This window comes from Bradyrhizobium nanningense (genome assembly GCF_004114535.1).
Taxonomy (GTDB): domain Bacteria; phylum Pseudomonadota; class Alphaproteobacteria; order Rhizobiales; family Xanthobacteraceae; genus Bradyrhizobium; species Bradyrhizobium nanningense.
Map to the genome: position 1 here is coordinate 101,349 of NZ_LBJC01000019.1, position 16,948 is coordinate 118,296.

13 protein-coding genes are annotated in these 16,948 nt (G+C 65.1%); 4 read left to right on the forward strand and 9 right to left on the reverse strand.

What is annotated here, in order from left to right:
* The first annotated feature begins 1 nt into the window (after position 1).
* A complete protein-coding gene (locus XH84_RS12105) occupies positions 2 to 1,264 on the forward strand; it encodes a serine hydrolase domain-containing protein (RefSeq protein WP_164936434.1) in 1,263 nt (420 codons plus the stop codon).
* A 101-nt stretch (positions 1,265 to 1,365) separates the two neighbouring features.
* Here the strand turns inward: XH84_RS12105 and XH84_RS12110 are convergent, their stop codons facing one another.
* The 7 genes from XH84_RS12110 to XH84_RS12140 form a co-directional block, all read right to left on the reverse strand.
* Complete coding sequence (locus XH84_RS12110; protein ID WP_164936435.1) at positions 1,366 to 2,433, reverse strand: threonine aldolase family protein; 1,068 nt, start codon at positions 2,431 to 2,433, stop codon at positions 1,366 to 1,368.
* A 353-nt stretch (positions 2,434 to 2,786) separates the two neighbouring features.
* Positions 2,787 to 3,404 (reverse strand): 30S ribosomal protein S4, encoded by a 618-nt coding sequence (rpsD, locus tag XH84_RS12115; RefSeq protein ID WP_128920839.1) that lies wholly within the window; start codon positions 3,402 to 3,404, stop codon positions 2,787 to 2,789.
* Positions 3,405 to 3,604: 200 nt separating this feature from the next.
* Positions 3,605 to 4,372 carry an acyltransferase gene (locus XH84_RS12120; protein WP_128920840.1) on the reverse strand — a complete coding sequence of 256 codons (768 nt, stop codon included), beginning with the start codon at positions 4,370 to 4,372 and terminating at the stop codon, positions 3,605 to 3,607.
* Between the two features lie 197 nt (positions 4,373 to 4,569).
* On the reverse strand, positions 4,570 to 5,343 hold the full coding sequence (locus XH84_RS12125; RefSeq protein WP_128920841.1) for an HpcH/HpaI aldolase family protein: 774 nt from the start codon (positions 5,341 to 5,343) through the stop codon (positions 4,570 to 4,572).
* Positions 5,344 to 5,404: 61 nt separating this feature from the next.
* Complete coding sequence (gene murI / locus XH84_RS12130; protein WP_128920842.1) at positions 5,405 to 6,202, reverse strand: glutamate racemase; 798 nt, start codon at positions 6,200 to 6,202, stop codon at positions 5,405 to 5,407.
* A 286-nt stretch (positions 6,203 to 6,488) separates the two neighbouring features.
* Positions 6,489 to 7,295: a Crp/Fnr family transcriptional regulator gene (locus XH84_RS12135; protein WP_128920843.1), complete on the reverse strand. Its 807-nt coding sequence runs from the start codon at positions 7,293 to 7,295 to the stop codon at positions 6,489 to 6,491.
* Between the two features lie 248 nt (positions 7,296 to 7,543).
* Positions 7,544 to 8,623 carry a SecDF P1 head subdomain-containing protein gene (locus tag XH84_RS12140; RefSeq protein WP_128920844.1) on the reverse strand — a complete coding sequence of 360 codons (1,080 nt, stop codon included), beginning with the start codon at positions 8,621 to 8,623 and terminating at the stop codon, positions 7,544 to 7,546.
* A gap of 249 nt (positions 8,624 to 8,872) precedes the next feature.
* Between XH84_RS12140 and XH84_RS12145 the strand changes: the two genes are divergently transcribed.
* Positions 8,873 to 10,780, forward strand: a complete 1,908-nt coding sequence (locus XH84_RS12145; RefSeq protein ID WP_128920845.1) for an acyl-CoA synthetase — start codon at positions 8,873 to 8,875, stop codon at positions 10,778 to 10,780.
* A gap of 202 nt (positions 10,781 to 10,982) precedes the next feature.
* Entirely contained in the window at positions 10,983 to 12,800 is a 1,818-nt protein-coding gene (locus tag XH84_RS12150; RefSeq protein WP_128920846.1) for a caspase family protein, read from the forward strand.
* Between the two features lie 123 nt (positions 12,801 to 12,923).
* On the opposite strand, the gene XH84_RS12155 is transcribed toward XH84_RS12150, so the two are convergent.
* Both XH84_RS12155 and purB read right to left on the reverse strand, forming a co-directional pair.
* Positions 12,924 to 14,096 carry a M20 aminoacylase family protein gene (locus XH84_RS12155; RefSeq protein WP_128920847.1) on the reverse strand — a complete coding sequence of 391 codons (1,173 nt, stop codon included), beginning with the start codon at positions 14,094 to 14,096 and terminating at the stop codon, positions 12,924 to 12,926.
* Positions 14,097 to 14,269: 173 nt separating this feature from the next.
* Positions 14,270 to 15,577, reverse strand: a complete 1,308-nt coding sequence (gene purB / locus XH84_RS12160) for an adenylosuccinate lyase (protein WP_128920848.1) — start codon at positions 15,575 to 15,577, stop codon at positions 14,270 to 14,272.
* Positions 15,578 to 16,136: 559 nt separating this feature from the next.
* On the opposite strand from purB, the gene XH84_RS12165 reads away from it, so the two are divergent.
* Positions 16,137 to 16,724, forward strand: coding sequence for a TetR/AcrR family transcriptional regulator (locus XH84_RS12165; RefSeq protein ID WP_128920849.1), 588 nt, complete (start codon positions 16,137 to 16,139; stop codon positions 16,722 to 16,724).
* The last annotated feature ends 224 nt before the right edge of the window (positions 16,725 to 16,948 follow it).

A 16,948-nucleotide genomic window follows, 5' to 3' on the forward strand; every position in this document is an offset into this window, starting at 1 on the left:
CATGAGCGGGCGCCGCGCGTTTCTCGCGGCGCTCGTTCTTCTGCTCGGACTGGTCGGTGCGAAGGCCGGCTCCGAGGAACGCTCAGCCCGCACGCTCTCAGCCGAGGGCCTCGCAAAGGTCTCCGACTACATCAGGAACGAGGTCACGACCGGCAAGATCCCCGGCGCCGTCCTGCTGCTGCAGCAACACGGCAAGCCGGTCTATTATGCGAATTTCGGTGTTCGCGACGTTGCCACCGAGCTGTCGATGAGTGCGGACACGATCTTCCGCCTCTATTCGATGTCGAAGCCGATCACGTCAGTCATGGTGATGATGCTGGTCGAGGAGGGCAGGCTCGCGCTCGAGGATCCCGTCGCAAAGTACATTCCGGCCTTTGCCGATATGAAGGTCGGCGTCGAGAGGAGGGGCAAGGAGGACAAGGTCGCGCTGACGCTGGAGCCGCTCGAGCGTCCCGTCACAATCAAGGACCTGTTGCGCCATACTGCCGGCCTGCCTTACGGTTCCTATGGCGGCAGCGCGGTGCGCGAGCTTTATGCCGCGGCCGACCTGTTCAATAGCGAGCTTTCCAATGCCGATTTCGTCGCGAAGCTCGCCACGCTGCCGCTTGCCGAGCAGCCGGGCGCGGTGTGGGACTACGGCTTTGCCACCGACGTGCTCGGCCGCGTCGTCGAGGTGGTCTCGGGCAAGACGCTGCTCCAGTTCGAAAAGGAACGGCTGCTCGATCCGCTCGGCATGACCGAGACGGCCTTCTACGTTGCCGACCCCGCCAGGTTTCCGCGCATCGCCGAGCCGATGCCGCAGGACCGCAACATCAGCCCGACGACGCAGGTGCGTGACATCAGACGCCCGACGATATGGGAATCGGGCGGCGCCGGCATGGTCGGCACGGTCGGAGACTATGCGCGGTTCGCTCAGATGCTGCTCAATGGCGGTACGTATGACGGTCGGCGCTATCTCAAACCCGAGACCATCCAATTGATGGCCTCGGATCATATTGGTCCCGAAACCAACATCGCGCGCGACCAGAACTATTATCCGGGCGCCAGTTCCGGCTTCGGCCTCGGCTTCGCCGTGCGCACCTCAGTGCCGCCGGGTACATCATGGCCACTGGGCGAATATCGCTGGGACGGCGTCGGCGGCACCTTTTTCTTCATCGATCCCGAAGACGATCTGCTCGGGATCTTCATGGTGCAGACCCCATCGCAACGCGGCCGGATTCAACTGGCGTTGAAGACGCTGATCTATCAGGCGATGGGGCGGTGAAGCGGCGGCAGTTTGTAGCCCCGATGAGCGAAGCGACATCCGGGATCGCTGCGCGCGAAGTCCCGGGTATCGCTGCGCTCACCGGGCTACGAACTCTCAGCTTACGCTCCGCGCACGATCTCGCGCACGTATCCGATCGTCTCCTCGACCTGGACCGCATTGACGTCGAGATGGGTGCAGGCGCGGATGCGGCCATCCATCATCGCGAGCGTCACGCCGCGCTGGCGCAGCGCCGCGACCATCTTGTCGCCGGCAATTCCGGCGCCGTCGGGCTTGAAGAAGACGAGGTTGGTCTCGGGCTCCTGCACCTCGACGCCGGAAATCTGCGACAGACCGCGGGCGAGCGCGCGCGCATTGGCGTGGTCGTCGGCAAGCCGATCGACATGATGGTCGAGCGCGTAGATGCAGGCGGCGGCGCAGATGCCGGCCTGGCGCATCGAGCCGCCGAGGCGCTGCTTCCATTGCCAGACCGCGTCGATGAAGGCGCGCGAGCCCGCGAGCACGCCGCCGATCGGTGCTCCCAGGCCCTTGGAGAAGTCGATCCAGGCCGAGTCCCAGCCCGCGGTCATGTCGCGCGGGGAGATGCCGCTGGCGACGGTGGCGTTGAGCAGGCGCGCGCCGTCCATATGGGTGACGAGGCCGTGCTGCTTGGCAATCGCGACGATCTCGTCGAGCGCTGCCTTCTTCCAGATCGTGCCGCCGCCGATATTGGCGGTCTGCTCGACGCTGACGGCGGTCTGCGGTGGCTGATAGCGCGTGCGCGGATGCAGAGCTTTCCGGAACGTCTCCGGCGTGAACTGGCCGCCCTCGCCTTTCAGCTGTGTCACCTGGAAGCCGCCGATCGCGGCATGCGCGCCGCCTTCGCGGGCGATGATGTGCGCGGTCTCGTGCGCGAGGATCTCGTCGCCGGGGCGGCAATGCACCAGCGTTGCGGTGACGTTGCACATGGTGCCCGAGGGCATGTAGACCGCCGCCTCCTTGCCGAGCAGATTCGCTACCCGCTCGCACAGCGCATTCACGGTCGGATCGTCGCCGACCTGCTCGTCACCGACCTCGGCGCGCGCCATCGCCTCGCGCATCCCTGCCGTCGGCTTGGTCTGCGTGTCCGAGAGCAGATTAATGCGCACCGGCGGCGCCTTGGGATCGATGGGGGGAGGGGTGTAGAGCATGGCTGATCTCGTCATTTCATCTAGTCGAACAATTGCGACGTATTGCGTGCGCGTTCTGATGACTTGTACTAGCCACGAGAACGTTGACTGACGCGCTGTCGTGCGGCGCGGAGGATTTCGTCTGACGCGTCGGCTGTGAAGATATTGCAATCAGGCAAAGCGAACAGTCCCTGATATCGGCAGATCTGCTCATCGCGGAAGAGGGTTTCCCATGCTCGAAGCGCGGCGTCGGTTGGCGCTGCCGAAGGCAGAGTGTTGGCGGATTGGTCGTCCATGCGAGACATTGATCATACGCTACCAAACAAAAAGGCCCCGGAAAACCGGGGCCTTTGAACGTCGTTCTGCCGAGCCTATCAGCGCGAATAGAATTCGACGACCAGATGGGGCTCCATCTGCACCGGGAACGGCACATCGGAGAGGCCGGGGATGCGGATGTACTTGGCGGTCATCTTGCCGTGGTCGACTTCGAGATAGTCGGGCGTGTCGCGCTCGGGGAGCTGGCTGGCTTCGAGCACATGGGCGAGCTGCTTGGAGGCTTCCTTGACCTCGATCACGTCGCCGAGCTTGAGCTGGTAGCTCGAGATGTTGACCTTGCGGCCGTTCACCTTGATGTGGCCGTGGTTGATGAACTGGCGCGCGGCAAAGATCGTGGAGACGAACTTGGCGCGGTACACGACCGCGTCGAGACGACGCTCGAGCAGGCCGATCAGGTTCTCGCCGGTGTCACCCTTGAGGCGGCTCGCCTCGACATAGATGCCGTGGAACTGGCGCTCGCTGATGTTGGCGTAGTAGCCCTTCAGCTTCTGCTTGGCGCGCAGCTGCACGCCGAAGTCGGAGAGCTTGCCCTTGCGGCGCTGGCCGTGCTGGCCGGGACCATATTCACGACGGTTCACGGGGCTCTTCGGGCGGCCCCAGATGTTCTGGCCCATACGGCGATCGATCTTGTACTTCGCCTCACTGCGCTTAGTCATCGCGTCCTCTTCGGTTGCATGGTTTGAGGAAACGCGCCCTCCTGTGTGACGGGATAGATCCCGGCACCGACAGGTCCGATCCCCAAAGCTTAAGGGAGAGGACCACGGGTCGCGAAACGCTTCGCGGGCCGAAATCGGCCCGCGAGCAGGCGGCTTTTAGGGGAGTTTGGGGCTCGCTGTCAATGCGAATGGCCCCGGAATCAGGTCCTTACCGCTCGGATGGACTTTGGGCCGGCCGTCCCCAATTCGGCAGCGATTTCAGTGTTCAGGACCTGTTCCAGCCGGGACAGGACCCGGGCGATCGGAGCGGCGTCGGTGACCCGGTGATCCCAGCGGATCACGACGTGGATGGTCTGGTCGGGCTCGACCACCCCATAGCTGACGATGAAGGGGCCCGGCGTGACCGGATGGAGCTCGCCGCCGCCATAGGCGGCCACCGAGCTGACCGCGAAGCTGCCGAACCAATTGCCGCGCTGCCGGCCGAAATTCAGGCCGATCGCCCAGGACAGGCGGCGCAGCGGCAGCGGCAGCCGGGTCGCCCGCATGATCTTGCGGAACATCGGGACGTCCTCGATCGGCGCCGTCTTGGCGCGCCGGATCTCCGCATCGACCGCGGCCAGCGCCATGGCCTCGGGGGCCGCGATTCGCTGCGGCATCACGCATTCCTCGCCATCCTCGACCCGGGCCACGGCCACCAGCGCCACGCTGCTGGGCAGCTCGTAGAGCATGGGACGGGGCCATTTGGCGTAGACGGTCCGCAGGATCGGCTCGTCCCTGGCGACCAGGGCGAAGGCCTTGACGAACATCGCGGCCCAGCCGGCGGGCGCCATCGCGCCCGTACGGGCCTCGAGCAGGGGGCGGATATTGAGCGAGCGGGAGAGCGAGACGAATGGCACATCCATCGAAGCGCGCATCAAGTCGCAAATCAGCCGGCGCGGCAGCGAAATGTTCTTGGGTTTCCCGCGCATCGCTCTTTCGGTTCCCGCGGATTAAAATATGTGCAGCGAGCGGTCTTCCGCTCGCTGTCTGCTCTAGCACGAACCAACCTCGCTGGCGCCAGTCGGTTCGGCGCGCGGCAGAGACAAGCGGTCCGCGCCATAAAAAATTAAAATTACTACGCATTTGCAATTGCTTGGGCCGTTTTTCTTGTGCTGTTTGGCTCTGCTCAGCGCCTGATCCCGTCGAACGCCGCCATGATACCGCGCTGGAACAGCGACCAGTCGAAGCCGAGCGCGATCGCGCGGTAGCCGCGATCGATCAGGGCATTGGCCTGGTCGGCGGTGCGGGCCACGCCGCCAATCGGCACGCCGCTTCTGAGGATGCCGGCCTCGGCGCGGGCGATCAGTTCGAGCAGCTCCGGATCATCCATCTGGCCGCGCTTGTTGATGGACGTGGCGAGATCGCCGGGGCCGATGACCGCGACGTCGATGCCTGATGTCGCCATGATCTCGTCGATGCGATTGACGGCGTCGACATGCTCGATGGTGACCATGCAGATCAGCTCGTCGTCGGCGCTGGCCATGTAGTCCGGCATCGACTGGCCCCACCGGAACGGGGCATGGAAGGGGCCCCACAGCCGATCGCCGCGCGGCGGATAGCGCACGCTGCGCACCGCCTTCTCGGCGTCCGCGCGGCTGGTGATCATCGGGAAGTTGATGCCGAAGGCACCGATGTCCATCGGCGCCTTCGCAAGCCATGGCTCGTTGGCCGCGATCCGCACCAGGGGCGTGCATGGCGTGCCTGTGGTCGCAGCGATCATTGCATGCGCTTCGGTGAGGCCGATCGGTCCATGCTCGAGATCGACGATGATCCAGTCGAGTGAGCGCGCCATGATCTGCACCATCTGCACGCTCGGGATGGTCGCGATCGCGCCGAAGGCGGGGCGCCCCTCGCGCCAGAGCTGGCGAAGACGGTTGAGTGGCGTGGACGGGACCGACATGGAAAGGCCTGCAGCTAGGGGGCGACGGCAAAACCTAGCAGCGCGGCGCCAAGGCGCAAAGTCAGGCCAGCGCGCGGCCGCCGAAGAACGGCGTCAGCGTGGCCGAAAGGCCGTGTACGCGGTTCGAGGTGAAGATCATCTCGGCACCGGCCTGCGCGATTTTGCAGCTAGGCGCACCCAGCAGATCCGAGACGCGCCTGGCGATTGCCGGCGCCGGATCGATCCAGTCGACCGGCCAGGGCGCCAGCCGCTTCAGCCGGTCGAGCAGCAGCGGATAATGGGTGCAGGCGAGCACGACGGTGTCGGTGCGCGCGCCGGCGTCCTCGGCATCGCCGACGAAGCAGGGAGCGAGCTCGGCAAGGATCTCGCCGTCGCTGATTGGATGGCCGCCAAGCGCAGCCTCGGCGAGCGAGGCGAGCTCGGGCGAGCCGACCAGCGTCACCTCGCAGCCTTGCGCGAAATCGCGGATCAGGGCTTTGGTGTATTCGCGCTTCACCGTGCCCTTGGTGCCGAGTACCGAGACGCGGCGGGTCCTCGATTGTGCGCAGGCCGGCTTGATCGCCGGCACGGTGCCGACGAAGGGCACGGAATGAGCGGCGCGCAACTGAGACAGGACCAGGGTGGACGCGGTGTTGCAGGCGATGACGATGAGGTCGGGGTCATGCGTGCCGATCAGCTCCCCCATCAGCGGCACGACGCGGGCGATGATCTCGTCCTCGCTGTGGTGGCCGTAGGGGAAGAAGGCGTCGTCGGCGACGTAGACAAAGTGCGCGTCGGAGCGCGCGGCCACGACCTCACGGAGCACCGTGAGCCCGCCAAGGCCGGAATCGAACACCAGGATGGTCGGGGAATGGGTCACATGGTCACCTTAGAGCGCCATGGTTACCATTCGGTTTTTGGGGCGGTTTTGCGGCGGGGGCACCCGCAAAGACCCGGAGAGCTGACGGTCTCGTGTCCCGGACGCGTTGCAACGCCTCTTGGCGTTGCTGCGCAGAGCCGGGATCCACGCCGTGAGGTCGCTCTTGGAGGCATGGGCCCCGGCTCTGCAGCGCACCGCAAGAAGCGCTGCGCTGCGTCCGGGGCGCGAGAAATGGGCGCCGATTCACATCGCCTCGTCATATGGGCGTTACGTGGTCCCCCGGCGTTCACGCGATCCTGTTCGTCGTGGCTGCCCGCTCGGCGGCCAGTTGGTTCTGCAAGCGATCGATGTTCTGCAGGAGGCGCTGGCTGGTCAGCACCAGGAAATAATAGCCGAACTGCGGATCCTGGAAGTAGATCTCGAGCAGCCGGTCATAGGTGATCGTCAGCACCTGTCCGTCCTCGATGCATTCGATCGTCCCGGTGCGGCGGTTGTCCGGCGTCAGGAAGCCGAGCTCACCCATCAGTGCGCCCGGCCCGATCTCGACGTTGATCTCCTTGACCAGGAACTTGCCGGTGACCGTGAGGAGCATTTCCTTCGCGGGATCGCCCAGCTTGAACAGCGTGTCGCCGCGGCGATATCTGCGCTCGGTCATGAACGGCTTCAGCCATTCGATCGACATGTCGCCTTCGGCGGCATGGCGTGCCTTCTTGACCAGCTTGAGCATCTGCCGCAGGCGCAAGGCGTTGATCGGAAGCATCAGCAGATAGAGCAGGAACGTTGAGACGTTGGCGGAGAGCGCGCCGAAGATGGCAAAGAACGCGCAGCCGATCATGTTGGCGACGCGCAGCGGCACCATCGTCCGCATCAAGAGCGTGGCGACGAAGAAGACCGCCCCGACCACGGCGAACATATTGGCCAGCGTGATGTTGCTGACGAAGATCTCCAGCAGCCGGTTGAAGATCGCGTCGTAGGTGACGTTGTTGGGGTCGAGGCCCATCTGGACCAGGATCTTCGCGATCCTGAGATTGTCCGTGGCCGCGTCGAGAATGCGGTCGAGGATCGAGGAAATGTCTGCGCTGCCGGACGGCATGGTACTAACCCCGCGTAAGGCCTTCAGTCCTGTCGGTATGCTGGCACATATAGCCGTAATCGCATGACGTCCGCCTGAAATGAAGCCTTCGGCCGCCATGTCGCAAGAGGCAAATTTAGCCCGATCGGGCGTTTCGGCAATTGCCCGTTGGCTGCCCATCTGGCCGCGGCGCGGCCGTGATTCGGCCCCGGGGGCGGCGTCGCGGAGGGGGCTGCATGCCCAGGCGGGGGCAACGGACGATCTTCGCCTTACGGCTTGGCGGCGGGCTGCACGACCTGCTGCTCGACGAGGCCAAGATGTCCGGGCAGCGAGCCGGCGCGCAGCAGCATGGCGACGCTGCTCGCTTCCTCCAGCGTGAAGTTGCCGGAGATCTGGCCCGAGCCGGCGGTGATGGGCTCGCGGATCACGGGGGCGGAGATCACCTTGTCGTCGAGCACGATGGCGAACGGCCTTCCGACGTTCTCCGCGGTGATATGGGCGAAGCGCCGCGTGCCGCGGCCGTTGAAGCGGAACGAGGCGATCGGCTCCTTCGTGCCGCTCGCAAATCCGGGGCCTGCATAGCTGATGTCGTCGCCCTCGAGCGCGCTGTCCTTGGCGACGAGATAGGGCCTGTCGTCCTTGAAGCCGAGCAGGACTTCCGTGCCTGCGGGCGGCGTGCCGGATTGCGCCTGCTCCGCCGGCATCGAGAGATCGACCAGGCGGAAGCCGACCTTGACCTTCCTCGCGAAGATCGCGGTGATGCGCTCGGGCTCCGTGGCGCCCGGCAGGAAGATGCGGATGCGATCTGCCCCCTCGGGCTGGACGCTGGCGAGCGTGATGCCGGCATCCTTGAGGCGCTGCTCGATCATGGCGATGGAATCGTCGACCAGCTCGTGCAGCCGTGCGGCGGATGCGGCCTCGGTCGGCGCCAGCCTGATCGGCCCGTCGCCACTGCCGGTGACGGTGAGCGCGTGGGTGGGCAACCCCTCCGCCGCCGAGGCGAGCTTGCGCGTGAGCTGCTCGCGGCCCTTCGCGTCAGGGATATTCACCTCGACGCCGCCGTCGCGGATCGCAAGTCCGGAGAAGGCGATCCGGCCTTCGCGCAGGATCTTGTAGGCGTCGTCGCGCAGGTTCGCGACGACCGCCTCGCGCAAACCATCGCTGTCCACCTTGTAGACGATGCGCGATCCGCCCAGCTTCTCCATCTTGTCGGCGATGAAAGCCGCGATCTTGGCGCGCATCTTGTCGAGCTGAGCGTCGGCCGACGCCGCGCCCGGCATGGCGACCGTCGCTGCCACGGCGAGCGCTACGCTCAGCCGGGTGATGAAGTTGCTCCGATGCGCAGGCATGATCACCTCAAGTCTTGCGGCAGGACGCTGGCCGGCGAATCCGGCGCCAGTTCTTGGTCCCGGAATCGGGTGTGGAGGTTCAATTCTGGTGTCGATCGAGGCCGGCCGCCGCGGCGGGTAGGCCATGGACGAACGGCAAATCATCCCTCATTCTGCGCTCGCTCGACCGGCGATCGGTCGAGGCCTCGCCAAACAAAATGTCAAAAGACAGCGGGCGGGGACATGCATCTGAGGGAGGACGGAATTCCAATGGCGGGTATCCACGCGCTCGATCGGCTTATCGGCAACGACTATCCGGAACTTTTGACGGACGCGGACGTCCGCGCTTTCGAGCAGGTCCCTTATGCAGAGCGCGTTGCGGCCGAGAGCACCTATGACGCCATCAAGCTGGGTGCTGAGCGCAACCCCGACGGCGCGGCGATCCAGTTTCTGCAGAATGCCGATCCCGCCGACACGCCGGTCGTGGTCCCGTACCGCGACTTCATCGCGCGCGTCACGCAGGCCGCCAACATGTTTCATGCGCTCGGCGCAGAGAAGGGCGACGTCATCAGCTTCATGCTGCCGCTGGTGCCCGATGCCTTCGTGACGCTGTTCGGTGCGGAGGCCGCCGGCATCGCCAATCCCGTCAATCCGCTGCTCGAGGCGCACCAGATCGCGGAAATTCTGGAAGCTGCCAACACCAAGATCCTGGTGACGCTTGGCCCAATGCCGGGCAGCGACATCTGGCAGAAGGTCGAGCAGATCCGCCCGCAGCTCAAGCACCTCAAGGCGATCGTTCAGGTGTTCGGCGGCGGCGATCCGGACAAGGGCATCTTTGCCTTTGGCGACCTGATCAAGCAGCAGCCGTCGGACCGGCTTGTCAGCGGGCGCAAGATTCTCGGCAGTGACATCGCCGCCTATTTCCACACCGGCGGCACCACCGGCACACCGAAGCTGGTACGGCACACCCACGCCAACCAGGTCTACCAGGCCTGGGCGCTCAATCTGCTGCTGAAGGCGAAGCCCGGCGCCAATTTGCTGTTCGGCATGCCGCTGTTTCATGTCGGCGGCTCGCTGACGCAAGCGCTGCTGATGCTGTCGAGCGGCGGCTCGCTGGTCGTGCTGTCGCCGAGCGGCTGGCGCAATCCGAATGCGGTGAAGAATATCTGGGGACTGGTCGAGCGCTTCAAGCCCGAGGCGCTGTCGAGCGTGCCGACGGTGCTGGCCGCGGCGCTCGCGGTGCCGCCGGGCAATGCGGATATCTCCAGCCTGAAATATGCCGCCGGCGGCGGCTCGGCGATCCCGGTCGCCGTGGGCTCGGCGATCCAGGACAAGCTGAAGCTGCGCGTGATCGAGGTCTACGGCATGACCGAGACATCGAGCGTGCACACGCTCGCTTATCCCGGCCGGCCGATCCGGCTCGGCTCGGTCGGGCTGCCGATGCCCTATGCACGCGTGCGCATCGTGCAGCTCGATGCCGACGGCCGCCTGATCCGCGACTGCAAGCCGGACGAAATCGGCGTCGTCATCATGGCGGGACCCGGCGTGTTCAGCGGCTATCTCAATGACGAGCACAACAAAGGCGCCTTCGTCGACGAGGTCTGGGTCAATTCCGGCGATCTCGGCCGTCTCGATGCCGAGGGCTATCTCTGGATCACCGGCCGCGCCAAGGATCTCGTGATCCGCGGCGGCCATAACATCGACCCGGCACCGATCGAGGAGATCATGTTCCGCCATCCCGCGGTCGGTTTCGCCGCCGTGGTCGGCCAGCCCGACGCCTATGCCGGCGAATTGCCGGTGGGATATGTGCAGTTGAAGCCCGGCGCCAAGGTCGAACCGGGCGAGTTGGAGACGTGGGTGCGCGAGCGTACCCCGGAGCGCGCCGCCGTTCCGGTGCAGGTCATTCCGATCGATCCCATGCCGGTGACGGGCGTCGGCAAGGTGTTCAAGCCGCAGCTGCGCTGGGACGCCGCGGAGCGCGTTTTCACCAAGGTGCTGGCGCCGCTGGTCGAGCGCGGCATCGACTGCAAGGTCAAGGTCGGCGCGCACGGCAGTCACGGCTCGATCGCGATCGTGACGCTGACGGGGCTGGCGGAGGATCAGCGCGAAGTGGTCGCGGGCGAGGTGCACACGCTGCTTGCACCGTTTGTGATGCGCCACGAGGTGGTGCAAGTGTAGCCCCGCCAGAATCTGGCCTCGCTGAGTTGGACAGGAGGGCGACGCTTCGCACGTTATCCATATCGTCATCGACAGCCTCTATGTGATAGACATCACATAGGAAGGATTGGAAATCGGCGACGCTGGCGAATAGTCTCATGGGATTGCATCCGGGGGGACGCAAGTGATTCCGCTTCGGCTATTTGCTTTGTTGATGTTGGCGATGGGCTTTGCCTGTGGACCGGCGCATGCCGACCGGCGGGTGGCGCTCGTGATCGGCAATTCCGCCTACAAGAGTGCCCCGAAGCTCGGCAACCCTGCGAACGATGCCACCCTGGTGGGGGGCATGTTCAAGAAGGCCGGCTTCGATTCCGTCGACGTCCGGCTGGATCTCAATGCCAGCGAGATGCGGCGCACGTTGCGTGAGTTCGCCGGCAGGACGCGCGATGCGGAGATGGCGGTCATCTACTACGCCGGACACGGCATCGAGCTCGACGGAGCCAATTATCTCATTCCGACCGACGCGACGCTCGAGACTGACGGCGACGTTCTCGACGAGACCATTCCGGTCGAGCGTGCCTTGTTCGCGGTCGAGCCGGCCAAGCAGCTGCGCCTGATCATCCTGGATGCGTGCCGCGACAATCCATTCTCGAAGACGATGAAGCGCACGCTGGCCTCGCGCGCGATCGGACGCGGCCTCGCCAAGGTCGAGCCGACCAGTCCCAACACGATGATCGCTTTCGCGGCCAAGGCGGGATCGACCGCATCCGACGGCGATTCCCGAAACAGCCCGTTCGCTGCCGCTTTGGTCGAGCACCTGCCGAAGCCGGGCCTGGATCTACGCAAGGCCTTCGGCTTCGTGCGCGACGACGTGCTCAAGGCCACCAGCTACAAGCAGGAGCCTTATGTCTACGGCTCGCTTGGCGGCGACGACGTGCCCCTGGTCCCAGTCAAGCCGGCCGCGACCGGCCCGCAGGCCAATCCGCAGGAGGCCGTGCGCAGGGACTACGAACTCGCGCTGCAGTTGGCCACGCGCGACGGCTGGGAGGCGTTCTTAGGAGCGTATCCGGACGGATTTTACGCCAATCTCGCCAAGGGCCAGTTGAACAAGATCGCTGCCGAAGAGGCGCGCGCTGCGGCTGAGCAAAAGGCAAAGGCGGCCGAACAGCAAAAGGCGAGGTTGATCGCCGAGCGCGCCCAGAAGGCAGAGCAGGAGAAGGCCGCTGCGGCTGCTAAGGCCGCCGAGGAGATGCGGATCGCGGCGGAGAAACAGAAGCAGATCGAGCAGGCGAGGGCTGAGGCGGCCGAGCACCAGCGCAAGCTGGCCGAGGCGGCCGCGGCGAAAGCATTGGCCGAGAAGCAGGCGGCGGAGAAAGCAAAGGCCGAGCTTGCTGCAAAGCAGGCGGCCGAGAAAGCCGAGCAGGGGGCAAAGCCTTCGACCGATCGGCAAATGCCCGAAGCCGAGACCCAGAAAGTGGCCGCGCTCTCGCCTGGCCCGACCTCGACATTATCCGCAGCTGACCTCTCCAAGTCCGTCCAGAGCGAATTGCGCCGCGTCGGCTGCCTTGCCTCGGCGGCGGAGAGCGAGTGGACCTCGGCCGCGCAACGCTCGCTGACACTGTTCAACAAATATGCCGGCACGCAATTCGAGGCCAAGACCGCCAGCGTCGATGCGCTCGATGCACTGAAGGCAAAGCCCGGCAGGGTCTGTCCGCTCGTCTGCAATTTCGGCTTCAAGGCCGATGGAGACCAATGCGTCAAGATCACCTGCCGTGCCGGCTATCGCGTCGGCGACGACAACGAATGCGAGAAGGTGCCGGAGAAGAAGCCGGTTGCGGCGCGCGATGACGCGAAGAAGCGGGATGCTGAGCGTAAGCAGGGCGAGTCCTCGCCGCCATCGTCTCAAGCCAAGTCATCGGGACAAATCTACTGCAACAGCGCTGGCTGTCGTCCCGTTCGACCGGGCTGTCGTCTGCAGGCCGGCACTTCCCTTGCCACTTCGGCGGAAATGCGGATCTCCGGTGTAGAGATCTGCAACTGACCACCCGGGCGCTGGGCCCGTAGGATTAGTGAGCGTAGCGCAACCCACTACTTGTATAACCGCGGAGAGTAGAGGGGATATGCTGACGCTAACCACCTCACGAAGCTGACACACCGGACGACGCTAACCTGCCGGCATCCGCGTCTCAACCAGACGCACCCAGAACGACGCGCCGTGGCCAAGGATGTTGTCGTTGAAGACGTAGGCCGGGTGGTGGCACTCGTTGCCGTCGCCCATGCCGACCAGCACCATCGCGCCGGGACGCGCTTCCAGCATGAACGAGAAGTCCTCGGCGCCCATCATGGGGATGAACTTGTCGTTGACGCGATCAGCGCCGACGATGTCGCGGGCGACGTCGGCGGCAAGGCCGGCCTCGCGCGCATGGTTCATCGTCACCGGATACATCCGCGTGTATTTCGTCTCGGCCGAGCCGCCATAGGCGCGGGCGACGCTGTCGGCGACTTCGCCGATGCGGCGCTCGACGAGATCGCGCACTTCAGGGTCGAGCGTGCGCACGGTGCCGCCGAGCTCGGCGACCTCCGGAATGATGTTGAAGGCCGTGCCGGAGTGGAATTGCGTGATCGAGATGACGGCTGACTTCAGCGGATCGACGTTGCGGGCCACGATCGATTGCAGCGCACCCACGATCTGCGAGCCGATCAACACGCTGTCGACGGACTTGTGCGGACCCGCGCCGGCGTGACCGCCCTTGCCGTGGACCGTGATCTGGATGTTGTCGGAGGAGGCGAGCATCGCGCCGGGCGTGGTGGCGAAATGGCCTTCCGGCAGACCCGGCATGTTGTGCATGCCGTAGACCTCCTGGATGTTCCAGCGCGACATCAGCCCGTCCTCGACCATGGCCTTGCCGCCGCCGCCGCCTTCCTCAGCGGGCTGGAAGATCATGATCGCCGTGCCGTCGAAATTGCGCGTCTCGGCCAAGTACTTTGCCGCGCCGAGCAGCATCGCGGTGTGGCCGTCATGGCCGCAGGCGTGCATCTTGCCGGGGACCTTCGAGGCATAGGGCACGCCCGAGGTTTCCATGATCGGCAGCGCGTCCATGTCGGCGCGCAGGCCAATGGTCTTCCCGGAGGCGGATTTGCGGCCGCGGATCACCCCGACCACGCCGGTGCGGCCGATGCCGGTCACCACCTCGTCGCAGCCGAACTCGCGCAAGCGATCGGCGACGATGCCGGCAGTGCGGTGGACCTCGTAGAGCAGCTCCGGGTTCTCGTGGAAGTCATGGCGCCAGGCGGCCATTTCGTCGGAGAGGGCGGCAACGCGGTTGACGATGGGCATGCGGGTGGGGTCCGTTTTTGTTGTTGCTCGTAGGGTGGGTTAGCCCTGCAGATGCGCAACGCGCATCTGCTCGGCGTAACCCACCGCTGTTTGTCTCCGTGGACTCGAAAGAGGTGGGTTACGCCCAGCGGACTGCGCTTCGCGCAGCCGCAAGGCTAACCCACCGTACGATCCTAAGATTCCCCGAACACGCGCTTGAAGATCGTGTCGACATGCTTGAGGTGGTAGCCGAGGTCGAACAGCTCCTCGAGCTCGGCGTCGCTGAGATATTTCTTCACCTCGGTGTCCTTCTTCAGCAGCTGGAGGAAGTCGCCTTCGCCGCGCCAGACCGGCATGGCGTTGCGCTGCACGAGCTTGTAGGAATCCTCGCGGCTTGCGCCCTTCTGCGTCAGCGCCAGCAGTACGCGCTGCGAATGCACGAGGCCGCCGAGGCGGTCGAGGTTCTTCTGCATGTTGGCGGGATACACCAAGAGCTTGTCGATCAGGCCGGCGAGGCGCACCAGCGCGAAGTCGAGCGTCACGGTGGCATCGGGGCCCATCATGCGCTCGGCCGAGGAGTGCGAGATGTCGCGCTCGTGCCAGAGCACGACGTTCTCCAGCGCCGGCGTCACATAGGCGCGCACCATGCGGGAGAGGCCGGTGAGGTTTTCCGACAGCACCGGGTTGCGCTTGTGCGGCATGGCAGAGGAGCCCTTCTGTCCCTCCGAGAAGAACTCCTCGGCCTCCAGCACCTCGGTGCGCTGCATGTGACGGATCTCGACCGCGATACGCTCGATCGAGGAGGCGATGACGCCGAGGGTCGAGAAGTACATCGCGTGGCGGTCGCGCGGGATCACCTGGGTCGAGATCGGCTCGGGGACGAGGCCCATGGCTTTCGCAACGTGCTCTTCGACCCGGGGATCAATCTGCGCGAAGGTGCCGACGGCGCCGGAGATGGCGCAGGTCGCGACTTCCTTGCGCGCTGCGATCAGGCGCTCCTTGGCGCGCGTGAACTCGGCATAGGCGTAAGCGAGCTTGAGGCCGAAGGTCACCGGCTCGGCATGGATGCCGTGGCTGCGGCCGATGGTCGGCGTCATCTTGTGCTCGAAGGCGCGCTTCCTGAGCGCGGCCAGCACCTTGTCGAGGTCGGCGAGCAAGAGGTCAGCGGCACGGGTGAGCTGGACGTTGAGGCAGGTGTCGAGCACGTCAGAGGAGGTCATGCCCTGGTGGACGAAGCGCGCCTCGGGGCCGACGATCTCGGCGAGGTGGGTGAGGAAGGCAATGACGTCGTGCTTGGTCTCGCGCTCGATCTCGTCGATACGGGCGACGTCGAAGGTGGCATTCTTGGCCTTGGCCCAGACCGTCTTGGCGGCCTCCTTGGGGATGGTTCCGAGCTCGGCGAGGGCGTCCGCCGCGTGCGCCTCGATCTCGAACCAGATCTTGAACCGGGTCTGCGGCTCCCAGATCGAGGCCATTTCGGGACGGGTATAGCGGGGGATCATCGGGCGGCTCCAGGAAGGTGGGCGGGCAACCCAAGGAATGGTCCAAGGGGCGGCTCCGGCCAGAATGTTTTTTACGCCGTGATTTAACAGAGCAGGGAGAGCGAAACAAACGATCCGACCCACGGAGCGGGGTCCGGGGACGGCTAATCCACCGGTGGGGGCCGACCGGCCGGCGGATGGCGAAAAATTGGCTGTCAATCACGGATCATTGACTGACAGATATTGAAATCTGTCAGCGAGACGTGTATATCCGTTGTCGGACGCTCCGATTGGGCGTCCCGCGACAAGCCCCGGCGAGCCCGACATCCGAAGCGGATTGGAGGGCGGATTCAAGAGCGGGGAGCGCGGACGAATGGAGACTTAAGACGATGACGACCGAAATCCTCAATTTTACCGGCGCGATTGGGCATTGGCTCAATTTGCTGGTGGCGCGCCAGATCGCGGCGCAGGCTGCAAAACTGCCTCATTAAGGCATAGGCTTTCCGAGACGACCGGCCAGGGCGCTTCGGAAGCAGCCCTACTGCCGGGAGACTGAGCCCTGAACGGGAATGGTGCTGGCATGAATGAAGCTGTTGTCTTGACGCCGGAGCGGATCCTCGAAGTGACCGAGGACGTTCTCAGGCGCTTCGGACTTGCCAAGGCCACCGTGGTGGACGTCGCCCGTGCGCTCGATGTGAGCCACGGCAGCGTCTATCGCCATTTCCCGAGCAAGGCCTCGCTGCGCGAGGCCGTCGCCAAGCGCTGGCTGGACCGCATCGATGCGCCGCTCCTGGCGATCGCCAGGGAGCAGGGACCGGCGGCCGACAGGCTCGACCGCTGGCTGCGCACCCTGTTCGCCGCCAAGCGTTCGCGCGTGCTCGACGACCCCGAAATGTTCGAGACCTATCTAACCCTGGCGCGCGAGGCCTGTGCGGCCGTCAAGTGCCACAAGGACACCATGATCGACCAGATCGCGGCGATCCTGGCCGACGGCGTGAAGCAGGGCGTGTTTGATGTCGCCGACGCCAAGGTCACGGCGCGCGCGATCTTCGATGCGACCGTCCGTTTCCACCATCCAGCCCATGCCGACGAGTGGAAGGATGCCGATCTCTCCGCTCGCGTCGACGCGACGCTGGCGCTGCTGCTGCGCGGGTTGAAGGCGGCCTGAAGCCGCAGGGCTCAATCTATTCGCCGGCGGCCAATCAACCTCTCGCCTTGTGAAGAAGGGCACCGTCGCGAAGCGAGGGCGAGGAAGCCGAGTGTCTTCGCGCGTGAAACGCAGGATCAGACGACGGCACGACCGGCGGACTCTCCGGATAGACATTGACGGCGATTTCGACAGCGTCCTTTGACCGCTTGCGAAGATGGTAGAAGGTTAGCTCCTGATCGAGC

Coding starts and splice junctions, on each gene's coding strand:
- XH84_RS12105 (WP_164936434.1), top strand. CDS start 2: ATGAGCGGGCGCCGCGCGTTTCTCGCGGCGCTCGTTCTTCTGCTCGGA.
- XH84_RS12110 (WP_164936435.1), bottom strand. CDS start 2,433: ATGCTCTACACCCCTCCCCCCATCGATCCCAAGGCGCCGCCGGTGCGC.
- rpsD (WP_128920839.1), bottom strand. CDS start 3,404: ATGACTAAGCGCAGTGAGGCGAAGTACAAGATCGATCGCCGTATGGGC.
- XH84_RS12120 (WP_128920840.1), bottom strand. CDS start 4,372: ATGCGCGGGAAACCCAAGAACATTTCGCTGCCGCGCCGGCTGATTTGC.
- XH84_RS12125 (WP_128920841.1), bottom strand. CDS start 5,343: ATGTCGGTCCCGTCCACGCCACTCAACCGTCTTCGCCAGCTCTGGCGC.
- XH84_RS12135 (WP_128920843.1), bottom strand. CDS start 7,295: ATGCCGTCCGGCAGCGCAGACATTTCCTCGATCCTCGACCGCATTCTC.
- XH84_RS12140 (WP_128920844.1), bottom strand. CDS start 8,623: ATGCCTGCGCATCGGAGCAACTTCATCACCCGGCTGAGCGTAGCGCTC.
- XH84_RS12145 (WP_128920845.1), top strand. CDS start 8,873: ATGGCGGGTATCCACGCGCTCGATCGGCTTATCGGCAACGACTATCCG.
- XH84_RS12150 (WP_128920846.1), top strand. CDS start 10,983: ATGGGCTTTGCCTGTGGACCGGCGCATGCCGACCGGCGGGTGGCGCTC.
- XH84_RS12155 (WP_128920847.1), bottom strand. CDS start 14,096: ATGCCCATCGTCAACCGCGTTGCCGCCCTCTCCGACGAAATGGCCGCC.
- purB (WP_128920848.1), bottom strand. CDS start 15,577: ATGATCCCCCGCTATACCCGTCCCGAAATGGCCTCGATCTGGGAGCCG.
- XH84_RS12165 (WP_128920849.1), top strand. CDS start 16,137: ATGAATGAAGCTGTTGTCTTGACGCCGGAGCGGATCCTCGAAGTGACC.